Genomic DNA, 18486 nt, shown 5'->3' with positions numbered 1-18486 from the left:
TGGCGAAACATGATCGATGAAATTCTACAAAAACAACTGAGCGCGGCATTATCCGAACAGCTGAAAGTGAAAATACATATTAATGACGCAAAAAGCGTACATGGTGGCGATATTAACCAAACATTTCGTATAGGCACCAACGAGGGATATTTTTTTCTGAAGCTGAATGATGCCCGTCGTTATCCGGATATGTTTGCCGCCGAATATGCGGGGCTGGAGGCGTTGCATCATGCGCAGGCGCTGACGGTGCCGCAGCCGCTGGCTTATGGCCAGAGTAACGGGCAGGCCTATCTGTTGATGGAGCTGTTGCTGAAAGGCAACGCTGTGCAGGATTTCTGGGAACATTTTGCGCAGTCGCTGGCGCAACAGCATAAAAAAACGCAGCCGCATTTCGGGTACCCTGCGCCGAATTATATCGGCACGCTGCGACAATACAACACGCCTTACAGCAGCTGGCCGGTATTTTACGCTTTCAACCGGCTGATGCCGCTGATCAGAATGGCTTACGACCGGCAGCTGATAGACCAGGGCATGGTACAGCAGGCGGAGCGGCTTTGCCGCCAGTTGCCGCAGTTGTTTCCTGCCGAGGCGCCGGCCTTGTTGCATGGCGACTTATGGTCGGGGAATTTTATGGTCGGTCCGGATGGCAGGGCTTGTGTATTTGATCCGGCGGTGTATTACGGTCACCGGGAGATGGATTTGGCGATGGCGCGGTTATTTGGCGGTTTCGACACCCGTTTTTATTACGCTTACCAGGCAGCGTGGCCGCTGTCGCCTGGGTGGCAACAGCGGATTGGCGTTTGTCAGTTATATCCTTTACTGGTACATCTGTTATTATTTGGCGGCAGTTACCACGGCAGCATACGGGAAATATTGCAGGCCTATTGATGCGGATGGGAGGCCGTGTCCACGAATTCCCGCATGCGGGCATATTCCTCATCCACGACCGGGTAGTATTTATCCACGTCTGCCACGATTTCATCGAATAGGCGGGTGGTGCCTTCCGGCTGTTGCGGTTCTCCGGTGCGGAGGTTGTTTTCCAGTTCCTGCATTTTGGCACTGATCCAGGTGAGGCCTACCATGGCGAAATTGGGTTTCAGTTTGTGTACCTGGAACTTCACCCGCTCCCAGTCGCCCGTATCTACGATAGCCTGTAATTTTTTGATTTCGTCCCGGATGGTCCGGATAAATATTTCAAATAAGTCGGCGGCATAGGAAATATTGTTCTCATAGAGCGCTGTGAGATACTTGACGTCCAATTCGGGGTGGAACTCAAATCCGCTGATATTCTGCACTTCTTCTTCCATTATTAGTTCTGTTTCGTCTTCGTTGAGATATTTGTTAAAGATCTGTAGTAGCTGGTCCGGCGTATACGGTTTAATAAGGATATCGGTGATGCCTGCGGCCCTGACGGTGGCGGCGGTGTTTTCCATGGCCACCGCCGTAGTGGCGATAATAGGTGTGGCCACGTTGAATTGGTTTTCATCTGTCCTGATTTTTTGGGCCAGTTCCAGTCCATTCATGCCGGGGATACGGATATCCATGAGGATAAGATCATATTGCCGGGCGTTGAGGAACCAGGTGGCATCGGGTCCATTGGTGGCCAGCTGGTAATTGATTTTATATTTTTCCAGGAGGCTCATCATGTAGCGCAGGTTCATCTGATTGTCTTCCACTACCAGTACACGGGCTTCCTCAAAGGTACGTTGTTTCAGCTTTTTACGTGGTTTGTTGCCCGATGCGGAGATAGGTTTTCTGCTGTCCATGAATGGAAGGTCAAAGACGAAGCAGGTATTATAACCCGGGTAATCTTCCACGCCGATGGTACCGCCGAGCAGTTCCACGAGTTGTTTGACGATAGCGAGGCCGAGGCCGGTGCCGCCATATTTTTCCCGGATATCCCCTTCTGCCTGTTTATAGTTGTGAAAAATCAGCTCCAGTTTGTCTTTTCGGATGCCTATGCCGGTGTCACATACGCGGAAGCGGACCCAGAGGGTATTATCGAGCCAGCTTTCCTGAGTGGCTTTAATGGCTATTTCTCCTTCGCTGGTAAACTTCTCTGCATTACCTAACAAATTGAGTAATATTTGGTTCAACAGCACATCGTCGCCTATCAGCCAGGTGTTAAGGTTGGCGTCCAGTTCGGCGGTGATGGAGACCGGCCGGCGGCCCAGTTTCAGTTCAAAGGTCTGTCGCAGGGACTGTATCAGTTCGCGGGGGTTGAATTCCCGTTGGTTGACCTGCAGTTCCCCTGCTTCTATACGGGAAATATCGAGTATATCACTGACGATGCCCAGCAGTATGCCGGAAGAGTGTTTGAGGATGTTGACGTATTCCTTTTGTTGCGCGTCGAGGCTGGTTTCCTCGAGGAGGTGGGCCATGCCGATGATAGCGTTGAGGGGGGTACGTATTTCGTGGCTCATGCTGGCCAGGAAGTCTTTTTGAGCGAGGCGGGCTTCATCAGCCAGGCGGCGGGCGTTTTCGAGGTCGCGCTGGAGGCGTTTTTGCCCGGTAATGTCCATATGGATGCCGGCGCCGCCGGTGATGTTGCCGTTGCGGTCGTACACATTGGCCGAGCTGGCGAGCACCCATCTGCGGGAGCCGTCTTTCAGGACAATTTCCATATCATAGAGCAGCGGCACGTTTTCCGAGAGGCGTTTACGGCGGAGGGCGCGGGCGAAGGCACGGTTTTCTTCCGGCACGAACACGTCGGTGATGTTTCTGCCCAGCAGTTCAGCTTCCGTGTACCCGGAGAGGCGGCAGAAGCTTTCATATACGCGGGTGATATTGCCGTCCAGGTCTGTTTCGCACATGGCCGCGTTGAGGTTGTTGAGCATCACGCGGAATTTGTGCTCGTTATGTTTTATTTCTTCCTGGAACTGGTATTTACGGGTGATATTGATGACCTGCCATACGCTGCCCTGGAAGGCGGGGCCGTTGAAAAGTGGTGTATAGGCCACTTCTACGGTTGTTCCGTTTCCGAGCACCAGTTCCCAGCCGAAAAGTGGCTTTTTTTCATTCCGGAGGGCGTTCATTTTGGCGGCGAAGGCTTCCTGATTGGCGACGAACGGTTTCAGCAGCAGGATGAGGTCGTCAAAAGGCAGATTTTCCGGGATGGGATGTGGCAGGCGCTGCAACAAAACGTCGTTTGTCCAGCGGCAACGGAAATTTTCATCTGTCACGAGAATACCGGCGCTGGTGTGGCTGAGCCAAGCGTGGATAGGCAGCGAGCAGATGTCCGGGGTGTCACGGGGCTGTGTTGGAGCCGTGTCAGGGGCCGGGATTTTCCTTGCATTCTTTCCTTTGGATGTCATTGGTTATGATGGCCAGGGGACTTCAGGTTTTCAATTTCACGGTTGTATTGCAAAAAACAGGTATGAGATGAAGGCAGAAATCCTTACCTTTGCGGCTCACTCCCGCTGTTAAGCAACAGCAATATGGATGATATTCTGATATATAAATATATATAATCTGGATATCGATAGTGAACAAATTTAGGAAATTTTTGCAATTGCAAATATTTAATTACCTTTGCATCCCTCTAAAAGTGAGGACATTGATATGAAACCACTCCGCGAATTTGATATAGCCTTTGTTGGATTAAAACCAGGGGTGCATTCATTTCAATATGAGATCGGAGAGGATTTCTTTGAGCATTTTGAAGGAGAAAGGGACTTCAGTGATTGTAAGGCGACAGTGAACCTGACGCTGGACAAGAAGATGAATTTCTTTTTGCTGAAGTTTGAGATCGGCGGCACAGTAACTGTTACCTGCGACCGTTGCGGACAGCCTTACGAGCTACAGCTCTGGGACGAGTTTAACCAGATTGTGAAAATGGTGGACAATCCCGAAGAAATGGCCAACGAGGACGCCGATCCGGATGTAGCGTATATTTCCAAGACCGAAAGCCATCTGAACGTGGCGGAATGGATATACGAGTTTATCCTCCTGAGCATTCCGATGCAACGTATCCATCCTGATACTGCCGACGGCAAAAGCGGATGTGATCCCAAGGTAATAGAAATGCTGGAACGTATGAACCAGCAGGCTAAAGAGAACGATAACCCAATCTGGAAAGGGTTGGATAAATTTAAGGACAATTAAAAATTAAATAAAATGCCAAATCCTAAACGCAGACATTCTCAGCAGAGATCAGCAAAGAGAAGAACGCATTATAAGGCGGTAGCGGATACATTAAGCACAGACAGCGCAACCGGTGAAGTGCACCTGAGACATCGTGCTCATTGGGTAGAAAACAAACTGTACTACAAAGGAAAAGTAGTGTTGGAAAAACAGAGCGCCGCTAAATAATTTATTTTACTATTTTTACCCGAGCTAACAAGACAAACTTGAGTTACATGAGAATCGGGCTTGATATGATGGGAGGCGATTTTGCCCCCGCAGCAGCAGTAAAAGGAGTAAAATTATTTTTAGACACCGTTGCATCTGATGCGCATCTGGTGCTGATAGGGGACGAATCACAACTGCTCCCTTTATTAGCGGAAGCGCAGGTGGACCAATCAAAATATTCAGTTGTTCATTCATCCCAGGTAATCGGGATGAATGAACACCCTACCAAGGCACTGAAAGAGAAGCCACAATCCTCCATCTCTATTGGTTTTCATTTACTGAAAAATGAGAAGATAGATGCTTTCATCAGCGCTGGCAACACCGGCGCCATGATGGTAGGCACCTTTTATTCCATTAAAGCCATTGATGGTGTGCAACGCCCAACTATTTCTACCCTGGTCCCCCGTGAAAACGGTACACAAGGACTTATGCTGGATGTAGGTATCAACGCTGACTGTAAACCTGAAAACCTGGTACAATTTGCCGTCCTCGGCTCCCTGTATTCCAAACACATTCTGAAGGTCGACAATCCAAAGGTGGGTCTGCTGAATATCGGAGAAGAAGAAGGTAAAGGCAACTTACTGGCCCAGGCCACCTACCCTCTGTTAAAAGAAAACAAACAAATCAATTTCATCGGAAATATCGAAGGCAGAGATGTTTTAACCGAAAAAGCCGATGTCATTGTATGTGAAGGTTTTACCGGCAACATTATCTTAAAAATGGCCGAATCCATCTACGATATCGCGTCCAGACGCAATATCAACGATGAATACCTGAACAAACTGGACTCAGAATCTTATGGCGGCACTCCCGTGCTGGGCGTTTCAAAACCGGTCATCATCGGTCATGGTATCTCCCAGAACGTTGCCTTCAAAAATATGATCCTGCTGGCACAACAAATGATTGAAAGTAAATTGCTGGAAAAGATCCAGGAGAGCTTCCACAGCAATAACTAAGAGAAAAAGATATTGAAAAAGGGCTGGTCCGATGCGGACCAGCCCTTTTTTTGTCCCAGGGCTGAAGCCCTGGGCTACATTTAGATTCAGGTTCTTTTATCAGAGGAATTATTAGTAATGATTAGCGCCAATGAATTGCCACTGCCCTTGCATATTCTTAGTACTGAAGCCCCAAGATTTGGAAACCCAGTTATTCTTAAGGACCTGAATCAGAGCGCATCCCAGGGCTTCAGCCCTGGGATTGAAATGCGTCGTACAGGGGAAGTTTTACATAGAAGGTAGTTCCTTCATTGAGCTTGGTTTCAAACCAGATCTCTCCTCTTGTTTGTTCGGCAATATTTTTACACATGGCAAGACCTAAGCCCGTGCCGGATGATTTGGTGGTGAAATTGGGCACAAAGATTTTGGACTGTACCTCCGGTGAAATACCCCCCCCATTGTCGGCCACGCTTACAATCACATAGTGGTCGACTGTTTCCTGCAGCCGCACACGGATACGGCCCTGGGTATCTTCCGGAATAGCCTGGATAGCATTGAGCAACAGGTTGGTGAACAACCGGTTCATCTGGGTTTTATCGGCAAATACATACAGCGCCCTGCCTGGTTCCACATATTCGATATTACAGTCTTCCTGCGTCTGATACAGGCCCGTTAAAGAAGACAATACTTCATTCAACAGTACGACCTCATTATTCGGTTCACCGATACGCGCAAAAGCCGAGAAGTCGGATGCGATATTGGACAGGTGTTCTATCTGTTCCACCAGCGTACGGGCCACATTGGTAGACAATTCCTTCACATTGGGCGAATCGCCGGCGATGGCCCTTTGCAGGTACTGTATGCTCAGTTTCATCGGTGTAAGCGGGTTCTTGATCTCATGGGCCACCTGTCGCGCCATTTCCCGCCAGGCCCCTTCCCTTTCGCTTTTGGCCAACCGGGCGGCACTCACTTCCAGCTTACGCACCATCTTATTATATTCCTTCACCAACGCGCCGATTTCATCATCTTTCTCCCATTCAATTTCATCATTGCGCTGCCCCAGGTTCACATGCCGCAGCTTCTCCGTTACCAGGGAGAATGACCTTGTGATGGAGTTGGTGATCAACAACGCCACCATGCCCGCAATGAGGAAAATGAACGCGTTGAAATTGATCAGGGCCACGAGGAAGTTGGAGATCTGCTGGTTACGCTCTGTCTGTGTAGCGAAATAAGGCACATTGAGATAAGCCATCACATCGCCGCTGCGGTTACGTAATGGCATATAGCCTGACAGGAACGGCATAGTGCCGATCTTTTCCGTCTGGATAAACTGAATATGTTGCAGCCGGGATATCTCGTAATAGGCCATAGGCTCCATTTTACCGGATATGAGGCCTTTTTCCGTCATCAGTGGTTGTGTGGTGAGGCGCAGGTTACCGTCCGCATCATATACGTTGATATCGAGCGCCCTTTCATTGGCGATATTGCCCAAAGCGGCGGTCAGCTTCTCCTTAAATACGGGATCGTACATATTGTCGATCTCGTCCATGTCACGCTGGTTGAGGAATACCGTTTCCACATCGGTGGCCACCTCCCCCATCGTTTTACTGAGCTTCTCGCGGTTCTGTACTTCCGATCGCCAGATAAAGAACATGGTGGTGGTGATACCCAGTATCACAAAAGAGAATACCACTACAAAAATGATGGTGCCATGCACTTTTTTACGGATACTGATATTGATCAATGCCCGGATGTTACTCAGTCGCATCCGTGCCTTTATCAGCAGATCGAACACCTTGTACATCACGATAATCAACAGGAACAGGCAGAACATGTAAGCAAAGAGCGTAATAAACTCAACGAACGTACGACTTTGTTTGACCACAAACACCACCTTCTCCGGTGAAGCACGATAGATCATTTCAGAGTGTCTGTCCACATCTTTTACGGTAAGCTCGCCAGGCGGCACATCGCCGGGATACAGCCGGATGGGGAACGGATAATCGCTATAATGACTGACCAGCACTCCTTTATCATAGATCGCGTATGAGTAATTGGATTGTGATTCCCGGCTACGGTCATAGAGGTCGCCCTCCACCAGCAACTCAGGATACAGCCGCTCCTGGCTGAATATCTTGGGTTTGAGCACATATACCAGCCATCCCGTTCCCGTATTGTCTACCGGATTATGGAATTCCTTTTTACCGATATAGTTATAGTCGTTGAAACTGGGCTCGTAGTAATAGAGGTCATTGCCACTGACATCTGAAGGAGAAACTTCCGATTCAAAGAACATGCGGCGGTTGAACGAGATGAGGCTGGTCGTGTCGCCGGGATAGATCGGCTGACCGTTTTCATCGTATGGATAAAACGTTACGTCAAAGCGGCTCAGGTAGCCCTGGAAATAGTTTTGCTGCAATACTTCCTCCATACGGGCTTTGGACTGTTTAGCCCCTTTGTCCATAAAGAAGTACTGCATGTATTCATCGTGTTCAATTTTTTTGCCCAGATCGTTGAGCAGCATTTCCAGGTAGGGGTCTTTCTGTTTGGATAGATCGGCGGCCAGTTTTTCGCGGGCCGACAGTTCTTTCTGATCGTTGTAGTACACCAATGCGCCGGAGGTGGTAACGGTGAGCAGGAAAAGCCAGAAGAGGAAAGGCACTGTGGCCACGCTGCTTTCAAAGCGGTCTGCCAGGAAGTCGAGCAGCACTATATACAACAGCAGCCAGATGACCATGGCCACCGAGAAAGGCAGTTCGGGGTTGTGGATACGGAACAGCAGCCAGATGATGCCTACGGCAGCCAGCCACACGTATTTAGCGCGGTACTGGAAATTGGTGAGCTCATTGAGCAGGTAGTTGATGATCTGGGAGAAAAACAGGAAGCTGAAGGAGATAAACCCGAGCACCACAAATCCGATCAGGCTGTATTCGGTGAGACTGAAAGGATTGGTCACATCAAACGATATATGGGAGTCTATCACAAGGCTCTGGATCAGGTCTGCGAGGAACTGTTCCACCATGTACAGCAGGAGGCTGGCCACGATGATGACGATGCTTTGCAGCCAGCGTTTGCGGATCACCGGCAGGTTAATGGTTTTAACGTGTTCGCGGAAAAACAGGATCATCCAAAAGGCCAGCAGCACATTGAGCAGCAGGTCACCGAGTGAATAGAATATTTCGTCTTTTGCGTAGATGACCGGATTAAATACGTTCAGCGCGCGGAAATTGAACGGGAACGCGTAGGTGTAGCTGAGTACGCGGAGGCTGAAGACCACGAGGAAAAGGAACAGGAACCCGTAGAGTGGATTGGTGTTTTTGGCCAGCAGCGTAGCGAACAGGTTAAGGAAAATGAGCACGCAGATACAACCCAGTACGCGCAGTATCACGCTGAGCGTATTGGGAGGCTGGGCGCGGATGCTTTTATTGTAGTCGAGGAAAAAGAGGGTTTGATCGTTCCCGTTTTTCACCGGCAGGATGGTATGGTCTGGCAGGATGAGGCTGGGGAGGTCCATGTGGACAGTGTATTCCGGCCCCAGTTCTGATTTGTTATAAAAGTGGCTGATGAGAAAGCTGTTTCTGATCGCATATTCCATGCGTACCGGGATAGCTGCCACCACGAAATGCTGATGATTGCCCGATGTTTTCATTTGCCGGGTAATAAGCTCGTAGTAGCCGTTTTTCAGTTTCGCGAACTGGGCGCCGGGCTGGAGCACGTCCGGCATATCTTCCGGCTGTACCTGGCTGGTGCTCCAGAAGGTAAGCCAGGTGCCTTGTGCGCTGGAGTCGTAGGCAAATACGAAGTAGTCGCGTTTACCGATCCGTTCCAGTGTTTTATCATCATAGGAGCGCTGAAAGAGGCTGTTGACCACAGCGGTGTCTTTCAGCAGTTTATCGAATGACTGCTCCCGTTGATGCAGGCTTTTCTCGAGACTTCTTTTCACGCCCTGCGGGGAAGAATAATACGCCCAATAGTTGCTGAACAGGAAGGCGAAGGTGAACAGCCATGCTGCAACGATCAGAAGATATCCGTGCCGGAGGAAAAAAAGACGTATTTCTTTTATATCAATCAAAAGAATCTGAGTATTTGGATATTCTGTTATCTAATTATTGGATTTAAAAATTTAGAGATTTTGATATTTTGATATTTATGGGTCCCTTAAAACGGAAGTTCATCAATAACTAAATATTAAAATAACCAAATAACTAAATTCCTGCTTCTTTCGCTTTATTCCAGAGTGTGTCCATCTCCGTTAGGTCCATATCGTTGAGGCGGCGGCCCTGTTCGAGCGCGAGGGCTTCCATGTGCTGAAAGCGGCGCTGGAATTTTTTGTTGGTGCGTTCCAGGGCGTTCTCCGCGTCGATATTGAGGAAACGGGAGTAGTTGACCAGCGAGAACATGACATCGCCGAATTCCGCTTCTATGGCGTCCTGGTCGCCGGTATTGGCCACTTCTTCCAGTTCATTCACTTCTTCCTTTACTTTATCCCACACCTGGCTGGTGTTGTCCCATTCGAAGCCGGTCTGTTTCGCTTTTTCCTGCAGGCGCATGGCTTTTACGAGAGCAGGTAGGGAAACGGGCACGCCGCTGAGGACAGATTTTTTACCTTCTTTCAGTTTGATTTTTTCCCAGTTCAGCTTCACTTCCTCTTCATCCTGCACCTTTACATCGCCGTAGATATGGGGATGCCTGGTGATGAGTTTATCGCATACGCCGTTGATAACATCGTTGATATCGAATTGTTGTTTTTCGGAGCCGATTTTTGCGTAGAAGACGATGTGGAGCAGGATATCTCCCAGTTCTTCCTTGATGGACTTCCAGTCTTCCTCCGTGATGGCATCCGCCAGTTCGTAGGTTTCCTCAATGGTCAGTTGCCGCAGTGTCTGGATAGTCTGTTTGCGGTCCCAGGGACATTTTTCCCTTAAATCGTCCATTATCTGTAACAATCTGTCGAATGTAGCTGTCTTTTCCATAGCCGTAAAAATACAGAGAGATTTTGTCATTTTGGCATTTTGCCCGTGGCTGGTAATGGGGGTAAAATTGCTTTCTGATTAAAAGGCTTTTTAATTACATTTGCGAGCTGTAAAAAATTCAGCGATTTTAGTATTTGGCGGCGGGGCAGATACCTGTTTAAACAGAGGTGTCAGGGTCTGTTGCCAACATAAAAAAATCCCAAAAAGTATTGATATGAATGCGAAACACATTACGCTTATTTCATCCGAACTGGGCATCTCCGCCAAACAGGCAGAGAACACCATGGTGTTATTGTCCGAAGGGTCTACTGTGCCCTTTATCAGCCGTTACCGCAAGGAGATGACGGGCAGTCTGGATGAGGTGCAGATAGGCAAGATTGAAGACCTGCAAAAGCGTTACAAAGAAGTGGACGACCGTCGTGAGTTTATTATCAAAACCATTACGGAGCAGGAGAAAATGACCCCTGAGCTGCTGGAGAAACTGGAGAATACCTGGGTGCTGGCAGAGCTGGAGGACATCTATCTTCCCTACAAGCCCAAACGCAAGACGCGCGCCACCGTGGCCATCGAGAAAGGGCTGCAACCGTTGGCCGAGCTGTTGTTTGCCCAGCAGGACGGAGACACCAGCGCTGCAGAGACATTCATCAACGAGCAGGTAGCCTCTTCAGAAGAAGCCCTGAAAGGCGCCCGCGACATTATCGCTGAATGGATCAATGAGAACGCCGAATGCCGTGACAAACTGCGTAAACTCTTTACCCATACCGGCAAAATGACTTCCAAAGTAGCCGAAGGCAAAGAAGAGGAAGGCAACAAATACAAAGATTATTTCGACTTTTCGGAAGACCTGCGCGAAGTACCGTCCCACCGGGTACTGGCTATTCTGCGTGCCGAGTCTGAAGGCATACTGTTCAGCACCATTGCGCCACAGGAAGAAGAGGCCATGGAGCTGATAAACAAACAATTTGTGACTGGCAAGGGCGCTGCCGCCGAGCAGGTGGCCAAAGCCGGCGCCGATGCTTACAAACGCCTGCTGCGCCCTTCCCTGGAGAATGAATTCAGGGCAGTGGCCAAAGAGAAGGCAGATACCGAAGCGATCGACGTATTTGCAGAGAACCTGCGTCAGCTGCTGCTGGCAGCGCCACTCGGCCCCAAAGCCGTGATCGCCATCGATCCGGGTTACCGTACGGGTTGTAAGACCGTGGCACTGGACAACCAGGGCAATATGCTGGACCATGACGTGATTTTCCCGCTCGAGAAAAATTATAAAAGAGATGACGCCGAAGCCCTGCTGAAAAAATGGGTTAACCGTTACGATACCGCGGCCATTGCCGTAGGTAACGGTACCGCCGGCCGTGAAACAGAAGAGTTTGTTAAAAAGATAGACTTCGGCAAAAAGATCAACGTGTTTATGGTCAACGAAAGCGGTGCCTCCGTGTATTCCGCTTCTGAAGTGGCCCGTGAAGAATTCCCCGACCAGGACGTGACCGTACGCGGCGCCGTGTCCATCGGCCGCAGGCTGATCGATCCGCTGGCGGAACTGGTAAAGATCGACCCCAAATCCATTGGTGTAGGTCAATATCAACACGACGTGAACCAGTCTTCCCTTAAACAGAGCCTTGACCGTGTGGTAGTAAGCTGCGTGAACAATGTGGGCGTAAACCTCAATACCGCCTCCAAGCACCTGCTGGCCTATGTTTCCGGCCTTGGCCCTTCCCTCGCGGAAAACATCGTGAAATACCGCAAGGAAAACGGCGCCTTCAGCAACCGTACACAGCTGAAGAAAGTACACCGGCTGGGCGACAAAGCCTTTGAACAGTGTGCCGGCTTCCTCCGCATTGAAAACGGAGACAACCCGCTGGACAACTCCGCCGTACACCCTGAACGCTACGCCCTCGTGAAAGAGATTGCCGAGAAGCAACACTGCAGCATTGAGGAACTGATAGGCCAGGAAGACCTGCGCAAAAAAGTCAACCCGAAAGACTTCGTGCGCGAAGACGCCGGTATGCTCACCATTGAGGATATCCTGAAAGAGCTGGCCAAACCCAGCCGCGACCCGCGTGATGAAATAGCTATCTTTGAATACGCAGAAGGCATCCACAAAATCGAAGACCTGAAAGTGGGCATGGTCCTGCCCGGCGTTGTGACCAACATCACCGCATTCGGCGCCTTCGTGGACATCGGGGTAAAACAGGATGGCCTGGTGCATATCTCCCATATGTCCAACAAATTCATCAGCAACCCGAATGAAGCCGTGAAGCTGAACCAGAAGGTACAGGTGACCGTTCTTGAAGTGGATATCGCCCGTAAACGCATCTCCCTGTCTATGAAAGACCAGGAGAAAGCCCAGGGCGGCGGTGGCGGACCGCGCAGAGAGCGTCGTGAAGACCGTCGTGACGATCACCGCGACGACCGCAAGGGAAAACCAGCCAAGGAAGCGCCTATGAACGATTTCCAGGCGAAGCTGGCAGCGTTGAAAAATAAGTTTGATAAATAAACTTACCAGATAAAGAGATCGCCCCTTGCTGATATGATTCAGCAAGGGGCGATCTCTTTTATATCATCAGCGGTGAAGCCACTGCCTGAATTTCGCCGGGTAAAGCGTATCATTTTTCTCTGAGAAGATCATAACGTTTTTATGGAAGGAATAGGCCGCGTAAACGATATCGCGGTCCATATCGACGGCGATGGCCGCTTCATACGGACCGGTTTCATCGGGCATACGGCCCTGATTGAAAAGGGTTTTGTCATCCACTTCGATGGGCGGGCACACTTTGAAGCGTTCCATGAAGACTTTACGGTTTTTGCCCAATAGCCGGTCAAGGCGGGATTTTAACGGTTCTTGTTCCAGCAGCGCCACTTCCTCCGCGAATTGTCCGTTATACTGTTCAAATTTTTTCCAGGAAGCGATCCTGTCTGTCTGAATGGTATCGCCATTGGCGATCATGGTGTCTGTGGGGGGCGCTGTGGTGTCATCTGCCAGCATGACGGCCCTGATTTCCTGGGCAGGGCCATTACAGGCCGTTGAACAGAAGTTGATCAGAAGCACTGCTACAGGTAACAACTTAAGGGTCATGGTTAAATTTTTAGTCATCAATACAAACGGGTTGCCAAAAGCCTGCAGGTACCACTAGCCTGCGATGCGGCTGCTAATTACGGGTTTCTTCGATATCAGGTTAACAAATCAAATAACAAAAAAGTTTAATGGTTTTTCAATCTTTTATATTGTTTGTTGATTATTGACCTTTAAAATCGGGGGTTCTTTTCTCCATGAACGCCTGCATACCTTCCTTCTGATCAGAGGAAGCGAAGAGCAGGTAGAAATTTTTCCTTTCGAAGTGGAGGCCTTCATCGAGGGTGGTGTCAAAAGCTTTGAGGACGGCCTCTTTCGCCATTTTCACCGCCAACGGGGCCATAGCAGCCACTTCACCTGCCAATTTGATCGCCTCCTGCAGGAACAGTTCCACCGGCACTACGCGGTTGATCAGGCCGGCCTGTTGTGCTTCCTGGGCCGTAATAAAGCGGCCGGTGAGCACCATTTCCATGGCAAGGGCTTTACCTACCGCGCGGGTCAGTCGCTGTGTACCACCGGCGCCAGGCATTACGCCCAGTTTTATTTCCGGCTGGCCGAAGCGGGCTGTCTCGCTGGCCACGATCATATCACAGAGCATCATCAGTTCGCAGCCGCCGCCCAGGGCGAAGCCGCTCACTGCTGCGATGATAGGTTTTTTTGTTCTTTTGATGGTATCCCAGGTGCTGAACTGGTCTGTATTAAACATGTCGATAGCAGACTTTTCCGCCATCTGTTTGATATCTGCGCCTGCGGCGAAAGCTTTTTCATTGCCGCTGAGGACGATCGCACGTACCTGTTCATCCGCATCGAGGAGTTTCAGGGCATCGCGTAATTCGCCCATCAGCTGGAGGTTCAGGGCATTCAGTTCTTTGGGCCTGTTTAACTGGATGTGGGCCACATAGGGCGCCACTTGCTGGTGTATGATAATAAATTCCGGTTGCATCACTCAATTTAAAGAAAAAAGATAATATTTTATCTTCCTGTCGTTATCAAAAGCTGGCAAGCACGCCAAACAGGAAGACCACAAATAATACTACAGCCACCGTGAAATATCCACAGTACAGCAACAACGCTTTCAGCAATGATTTCCAGAATGACTGCTGATAAGCGTTTTTCAGTGCGAACACCAGATAAAAAAATACGCCCCAGTAGGCCAGGTCCAGCGGTAAATCATCGTGAACAAAATAGCGTATCACCAGTCCCACAAAGAGAATGATAAACAGGAAAGAATGGACATGCACCGTAAAGATGGCGTGATCAACGTATACAAGGTGACGCTTGCGATGCGTCCATTTTACCAGCAGCGCAAAGAGCGGCATAAGGATGAACATGATCTTTGGCAGGTTATGCGTAAACATTTCCCGGATCACCTCTTTAGCGCTTTGTTTGTTTTCCCGCATTCTTGCAAGGCGGCGTTGTATCCGGTCTTCCAGCCCTGTATACCGTTTATTGGCCGGTTTGGCAGCCTGCGCGGAATCATATTCCGCCACACTTTTATAATCGGAGCCTATGTCCCCTACCTCCATATCTACCAGGTCTGTCTGAATGCCCGGCCTGGCATTATGGTCTTTGGGGCTGCCGGCCAGCGTCAGAAAGAAGAAGAAAAAGACGGCCGATATGAATATGTACAGTTTAATCGGGTTCACATAACGCACCCTTCTGCCGGCCCAGTATTCTGTTGTCAGAAAGCCCGGACGTATGGTCAGGTATTTCAATGTTGCCAGCAATTGGGAGTCGTAATGAACGATGTCCGCCACCACGTGGCCCACCAGGTGGCCGAAGCTTTCGTGCTGCACGGTATTTTCCTGTCCACATAGCGGACAATAACGTTCCGGCACTTCCGTACCGCAGTTGAGACAGTTTTTCTCAGAGCGTAAGTGTTGTGATTTCACGGGACGTACATGGTTATAAAATAAAGACTAAAGGTCAGGCCAGCAGCATCACGAAGAAAAAAAGCACGAATACCGTAAGCGCCACGATAAAATATCCCAGGTAAAGCAGCAGCGCTTTTATCAGCGCCTTCCAGAATGATTGCTGGTAGGCATTTCTCAGCGCCAGCAACAGATAGAGGAATATGCCCCAGTAGGCCAGGTTCAGCGGCGTTTCCCTGTGGATGAAGAACCGTATCACCAGCGCCACCAAAAGAATGATAAACAGAAAAGCGTGAAAATGAATGGTAAAAATGGCGTGATCAGTGTATACCAGTCCACGTTTGCGATGCGTCCATTTCACCATTAGGGCGAACAATGGCATGAGGATGAACATGATCTTGGGCAGGTTATGGATAAACATCTCCACAAACGCCGCCTTGCTGCCTTGCTTGTGTTCCCGCATCCTGGCGAGGTTGCGCTCCATGCGGTCTTCCAGTCCGTGGTTACGTTTATCCGCGGGCAGCGACGCCTGTACTGAATCATATTCCGCTACGCTGCGAGAATCACTTCCGTCGTACACATGCTCTTCTGCTGTTCGCGTTGTTGCCGTGCTTGCATGCACTACCGGTTTCTTTCCATGGTCTTTTGAGTTATTGATCAGTGCCATGGCGAAGAAGAACACGAATGATGCGAATACGTATAGTTTGATGGGATTGACGTACCGGACCCTTCTTCCGGCCCAGTATTCCTTTGTCAGGAAGCCGGGGCGTATGGTCAGGTATTTGAGTGTTTTCAGGAACTGGGAATCGTAGTGGACGATATCCGCCACCACATGCCCGACCAGGTGGCCAAAGGTTTCGTGCTGCACGGTATTTTCCTGTCCACAGAGCGGACAATAGCGTTCCGGCACTTCCGTACCACAGTTGAGACAGTTTTTTTCAGAGCGTAAGTGTTGTGATTTCACGCGATATAGACAGTTGTAATATGAATTTCTAATCAGATAAGGGCATTATACGGACAACACTGCGAATATAAACGCCATGAATACTATCGCCGCGATGAACACGTAGCCGGTAAAAAGCAATGTTCCTTTGAAAAACGATTTCCAGAAAGACTGCTGATAGGCATTTTTCAATGCCAATACCAGATAGAAGAATCCGCCCCAGTAGGCCAGGTCCAGCGGCATATCGTCATGAACAAAATAACGGACCACCAGTCCTACAAAAAGGATGATAAACAGGAACGAGTGGATATGAATAGTGAAAATGGCATGATCTGTATATACCAGTTTACGTTTGCGGTGGCTCCACTTCACCATTAGTGCAAACAGTGGCATCAGGAGGAACATGATTTTAGGCAGACTATGGGAGAACATTTCCATTATCACCTGATCAGCGGTCTGGCCGCCCTCCTTTAACCCCGCGATGCGGCGCTGCCAGCGGTACTCAACCCCTGTGAGCCTTTTATCCGGAGGAAGAGCCGCCTGTAACGAGTCGAATTCCGCTTCACTGCTGTAATGGGTGTCCATGGCGCTGAGGTCTACCTCTTCATCGTCTTTGGGGTGGGCAGGTGCTGTCTTGTGTGCCGTTTTTTTCCTGTTCACATGATCTTCCGGTGAATGAGTAAGGATAGCAAAGAACAGGAAAAACACAAAGGAGATGAAAATATACAGTTGAATGGGATTGACGTAACGTTTTCTTCTGCCGGCCCAGTATTCTTTCGTCAGGAAACCCGGGCGGACAACCAGGTATTTGAGGGTTGTCAGGAATTTGGAGTCGTAGTGGACGATATCAGCCACGACATGCCCTGCCAGATGGCCAAAACTTTCATGTTGTACTGTATTTTCCTGTCCACAGTGAGTGCAAAAACGCAGGGGCACCTCCGTACCGCAGTTGAGACAGTTTTTCTCAGACCGTAAAGGTTGTATTTTCACGCGATTTAGATGGTTGTAATATGAAATCGGCCACCAAGATAAATAATAATCGGCAGCTAGTTTATGCGGTTAAAAAATTTTAATATGAAAATTGCGTTTTACATTTGTCGTAATTGTCACCATCAAAAAATCTGCGATCATACCTACATGAAGAAGACGATCCTATTGGTATTGGGAATGCTGGCCGTGGGCAGCAAAGCATATGCACAGTTTTATTTCCAGGACATCTATAATACGCAGCAGACCATGGCCACCATGGCCTTGTTGAAGGAGAACAAGGTGCAGCTGCAGCGGGTAATGACGCTGGACGCCAATATGGAGATTGACCGGGATTTCCGCTGCGAGCGCAGCCTGAGCCCTACCTATCACCAGATGAAATCGCAGACGCAGTCCACCGCCACCGGCTATTCCGCCCTTACCTCCTCCTTTTCCGCCAAGGGTCAGCTGACCAGGACAGTGGACAGTTCCGCCGCCAGTATCACCACCACGTTATACCGTTATGACGCCCAGGGCAGACTGCAGTCCGTCAGCAGCAGCTCCGTTGCCCGGGAGAGCAAAATCCGTTTTGACGAGACCCGTAACTACACCTACGACAGCGCCGGGCACCTACAGCAGATGGTACAGAAAAAGAGCAACAGCACCGACTCTGCGGTGGTGGCTTTTAAGACAGACAGTGCCGGTCATGTTACCGAAGAGCTGGAGCAGCGCAAAGGCGTGCCTGCCAAACGTACCTATTACAACTATGACAAAAACGGCCAGTTGACCGATGTATACCGCTATCAGCCTGCGAAGAAACGCATGTTGCCTGACTATATCTTTGAATACAATGCCCAGGGACAGGTGACGAAGATGACTACCGTCAATGCACAAACGTCGTCTTACACTATCTGGGAATATGAGTACCAGGGCAACGGGCTTCCATCCAAAGAAACCTGTTATGGTAAAGGGAAAGAGCTGCTGGGTATGGTAAAATACAGCTATGAGCTGAAGCCTTAATTACAGTTAAATTTTCTGGAATGCATAAATTCTTTTAGCTCAACGCCAAAAAAATTTTGCAGCTTCAAAAAGATTACTATCTTTGCAGTCCCAACGAAAAAAGCCATGGCTAAAACGTTGAAAAAGTTCTTATATTAGACAACCTGCGGAAGTAGCTCATTTGGTAGAGCACGACCTTGCCAAGGTCGGGGTGGCCGGTTCGAGCCCGGTCTTCCGCTCCAGGTTTTACACCTTGATACCCTGGTGGTGGAATTGGTAGACACGCGGGACTTAAAATCCCGTTCGCAGCAATGCGAGTGTGGGTTCAACTCCCATCTGGGGTACATAATCAGAACTGGCGTTCTGAAGATTTTAAAAG

Annotated in this window: 14 protein-coding genes and 2 tRNA genes; 8 read left to right on the top strand and 8 right to left on the bottom strand. The window is 49.4% G+C overall.

Features of this window, described 5'->3' with window-relative positions; all coding sequences use genetic code 11:
• The first annotated feature begins 9 nt into the window (after positions 1–9).
• The gene (locus ACTJJS_RS08685) at positions 10–888 is read left to right on the top strand and encodes a fructosamine kinase family protein (protein ID WP_440663365.1); all 879 of its coding nucleotides are present in this window, start codon (positions 10–12) and stop codon (positions 886–888) included.
• Here the strand turns inward: ACTJJS_RS08685 and ACTJJS_RS08680 are convergent.
• Positions 882–3314, bottom strand: a complete 2433-nt coding sequence (locus tag ACTJJS_RS08680; RefSeq protein ID WP_440663364.1) for a PAS domain S-box protein — start codon at positions 3312–3314, stop codon at positions 882–884. The genes ACTJJS_RS08685 and ACTJJS_RS08680 overlap by 7 nt on opposite strands.
• A 247-nt stretch (positions 3315–3561) precedes the next feature.
• Here ACTJJS_RS08680 and ACTJJS_RS08675 point away from each other — a divergent pair, with 247 nt between their 5' ends.
• The 3 genes from ACTJJS_RS08675 to plsX are packed head-to-tail and all read left to right on the top strand — an operon-like array spanning position 3562 to position 5306.
• Positions 3562–4104 (top strand): YceD family protein, encoded by a 543-nt coding sequence (locus ACTJJS_RS08675; protein WP_168872548.1) that lies wholly within the window; start codon positions 3562–3564, stop codon positions 4102–4104.
• Positions 4105–4116: 12 nt separating this feature from the next.
• Positions 4117–4311: a 50S ribosomal protein L32 gene (rpmF, locus tag ACTJJS_RS08670; protein WP_073079237.1), complete on the top strand. Its 195-nt coding sequence runs from the start codon at positions 4117–4119 to the stop codon at positions 4309–4311.
• A 47-nt stretch (positions 4312–4358) separates the two neighbouring features.
• The gene (gene plsX / locus ACTJJS_RS08665) at positions 4359–5306 is read left to right on the top strand and encodes a phosphate acyltransferase PlsX (protein WP_440663363.1); all 948 of its coding nucleotides are present in this window, start codon (positions 4359–4361) and stop codon (positions 5304–5306) included.
• A gap of 229 nt (positions 5307–5535) precedes the next feature.
• Here the strand turns inward: plsX and ACTJJS_RS08660 are convergent, their stop codons facing one another.
• Together ACTJJS_RS08660 and mazG are read right to left on the bottom strand one after the other, a co-directional pair.
• Positions 5536–9357 (bottom strand): sensor histidine kinase, encoded by a 3822-nt coding sequence (locus ACTJJS_RS08660; RefSeq protein ID WP_168872546.1) that lies wholly within the window; start codon positions 9355–9357, stop codon positions 5536–5538.
• Between the two features lie 133 nt (positions 9358–9490).
• Entirely contained in the window at positions 9491–10258 is a 768-nt protein-coding gene (mazG, locus tag ACTJJS_RS08655; protein WP_440663362.1) for a nucleoside triphosphate pyrophosphohydrolase, read from the bottom strand.
• Positions 10259–10472: 214 nt separating this feature from the next.
• On the opposite strand from mazG, the gene ACTJJS_RS08650 reads away from it, so the two are divergent.
• Positions 10473–12752 carry a Tex family protein gene (locus ACTJJS_RS08650; RefSeq protein WP_440663361.1) on the top strand — a complete coding sequence of 760 codons (2280 nt, stop codon included), beginning with the start codon at positions 10473–10475 and terminating at the stop codon, positions 12750–12752.
• A 66-nt stretch (positions 12753–12818) separates the two neighbouring features.
• Here the strand turns inward: ACTJJS_RS08650 and ACTJJS_RS08645 are convergent, their stop codons facing one another.
• The 5 genes from ACTJJS_RS08645 to ACTJJS_RS08625 all read right to left on the bottom strand — a co-directional run bounded on the left by ACTJJS_RS08645 (position 12819) and on the right by ACTJJS_RS08625 (position 17132).
• The gene (locus ACTJJS_RS08645) at positions 12819–13331 is read right to left on the bottom strand and encodes a hypothetical protein (RefSeq protein ID WP_440663360.1); all 513 of its coding nucleotides are present in this window, start codon (positions 13329–13331) and stop codon (positions 12819–12821) included.
• Between the two features lie 160 nt (positions 13332–13491).
• Entirely contained in the window at positions 13492–14271 is a 780-nt protein-coding gene (locus ACTJJS_RS08640) for an enoyl-CoA hydratase-related protein (RefSeq protein WP_168872542.1), read from the bottom strand.
• A 46-nt stretch (positions 14272–14317) separates the two neighbouring features.
• Complete coding sequence (locus ACTJJS_RS08635; protein ID WP_440663359.1) at positions 14318–15220, bottom strand: DUF3667 domain-containing protein; 903 nt, start codon at positions 15218–15220, stop codon at positions 14318–14320.
• A 34-nt stretch (positions 15221–15254) separates the two neighbouring features.
• The gene (locus tag ACTJJS_RS08630) at positions 15255–16163 is read right to left on the bottom strand and encodes a DUF3667 domain-containing protein (protein ID WP_440663358.1); all 909 of its coding nucleotides are present in this window, start codon (positions 16161–16163) and stop codon (positions 15255–15257) included.
• Positions 16164–16208: 45 nt separating this feature from the next.
• Entirely contained in the window at positions 16209–17132 is a 924-nt protein-coding gene (locus ACTJJS_RS08625) for a DUF3667 domain-containing protein (protein WP_440663357.1), read from the bottom strand.
• 147 nt (positions 17133–17279) lie between these two features.
• On the opposite strand from ACTJJS_RS08625, the gene ACTJJS_RS08620 reads away from it, so the two are divergent.
• The 3 genes from ACTJJS_RS08620 to ACTJJS_RS08610 all read left to right on the top strand — a co-directional run bounded on the left by ACTJJS_RS08620 (position 17280) and on the right by ACTJJS_RS08610 (position 18451).
• Complete coding sequence (locus tag ACTJJS_RS08620) at positions 17280–18128, top strand: hypothetical protein (protein WP_440663356.1); 849 nt, start codon at positions 17280–17282, stop codon at positions 18126–18128.
• Positions 18129–18273: 145 nt separating this feature from the next.
• Positions 18274–18349, top strand: a tRNA-Gly gene (locus ACTJJS_RS08615).
• Between the two features lie 16 nt (positions 18350–18365).
• A tRNA-Leu gene (locus ACTJJS_RS08610) sits at positions 18366–18451 on the top strand.
• The last annotated feature ends 35 nt before the right edge of the window (positions 18452–18486 follow it).

Origin of the sequence: Chitinophaga sp. 22308, assembly GCF_052045305.1 — a bacterium.
GTDB classification, from domain to species: domain Bacteria; phylum Bacteroidota; class Bacteroidia; order Chitinophagales; family Chitinophagaceae; genus Chitinophaga; species Chitinophaga varians_A.
The sequence above is the reverse complement of the archived record's forward strand: the minus strand, read 5'-3'. Positions and strand labels throughout refer to the sequence as shown.

Bases quoted from the DNA above. Each gene is read 5' to 3' on its own strand.
- ACTJJS_RS08685 (WP_440663365.1), top strand. From the start codon at position 10: ATGATCGATGAAATTCTACAAAAACAACTGAGCGCGGCATTATCCGAA.
- ACTJJS_RS08680 (WP_440663364.1), bottom strand. From the start codon at position 3,314: ATGACATCCAAAGGAAAGAATGCAAGGAAAATCCCGGCCCCTGACACG.
- ACTJJS_RS08675 (WP_168872548.1), top strand. From the start codon at position 3,562: ATGAAACCACTCCGCGAATTTGATATAGCCTTTGTTGGATTAAAACCA.
- rpmF (WP_073079237.1), top strand. From the start codon at position 4,117: ATGCCAAATCCTAAACGCAGACATTCTCAGCAGAGATCAGCAAAGAGA.
- plsX (WP_440663363.1), top strand. From the start codon at position 4,359: ATGAGAATCGGGCTTGATATGATGGGAGGCGATTTTGCCCCCGCAGCA.
- mazG (WP_440663362.1), bottom strand. From the start codon at position 10,258: ATGGAAAAGACAGCTACATTCGACAGATTGTTACAGATAATGGACGAT.
- ACTJJS_RS08650 (WP_440663361.1), top strand. From the start codon at position 10,473: ATGAATGCGAAACACATTACGCTTATTTCATCCGAACTGGGCATCTCC.
- ACTJJS_RS08645 (WP_440663360.1), bottom strand. From the start codon at position 13,331: ATGACCCTTAAGTTGTTACCTGTAGCAGTGCTTCTGATCAACTTCTGT.
- ACTJJS_RS08640 (WP_168872542.1), bottom strand. From the start codon at position 14,271: ATGCAACCGGAATTTATTATCATACACCAGCAAGTGGCGCCCTATGTG.
- ACTJJS_RS08620 (WP_440663356.1), top strand. From the start codon at position 17,280: ATGAAGAAGACGATCCTATTGGTATTGGGAATGCTGGCCGTGGGCAGC.